The sequence below is a fragment of the Flagellimonas olearia genome (assembly GCF_009184425.1).
GTDB classification, from domain to species: domain Bacteria; phylum Bacteroidota; class Bacteroidia; order Flavobacteriales; family Flavobacteriaceae; genus Flagellimonas; species Flagellimonas olearia.
Genome location: NZ_WELG01000163.1, coordinates 1 through 329, shown reverse-complemented (window position 1 = coordinate 329; position 329 = coordinate 1). Strand labels below are relative to the sequence as shown.

Below are 329 nucleotides of genomic sequence, written 5' to 3'. Positions count from 1 at the left end.
ACCATTTTTTCTTATAAATGGGTTCAATTGTTTGGGTTGTACCTACTAAAATAGAAATGGAGCTTGTGGGAGCGATCGCCATCAAATAGCCATTACGCATGCCATTGGCTTTGACTTTTTCCCTCAAACCTTGCCAATCGCAAGCGTGGTTAAAAAGCCCTTTTTCGGTGAGTTTTAAGGCTTCATTATTGGCTTTATCAATGGGGAAAATCCCCTTACTCCATTCTGAATTTTCAAAATCCTTATAAACCCCTTTTTCTTTCGCTAAATTCGCGCTCATGTCAATCGCATGGTAGCTGATTTGCTCCATTAAAGCGTCAATTTTTTCT

At 39.2% G+C, this 329-nt stretch carries 1 protein-coding gene; it reads right to left on the bottom strand.

Features of this window, described 5'->3' with window-relative positions; genetic code table 11:
- The coding region (locus tag F8C76_RS20020) for a ribonucleotide reductase barrel domain-containing protein (protein WP_500683490.1) at positions 1-310 on the bottom strand (310 nt) is incomplete at its 3' end.
- Between the last annotated feature and the right edge of the window lie 19 nt (positions 311-329).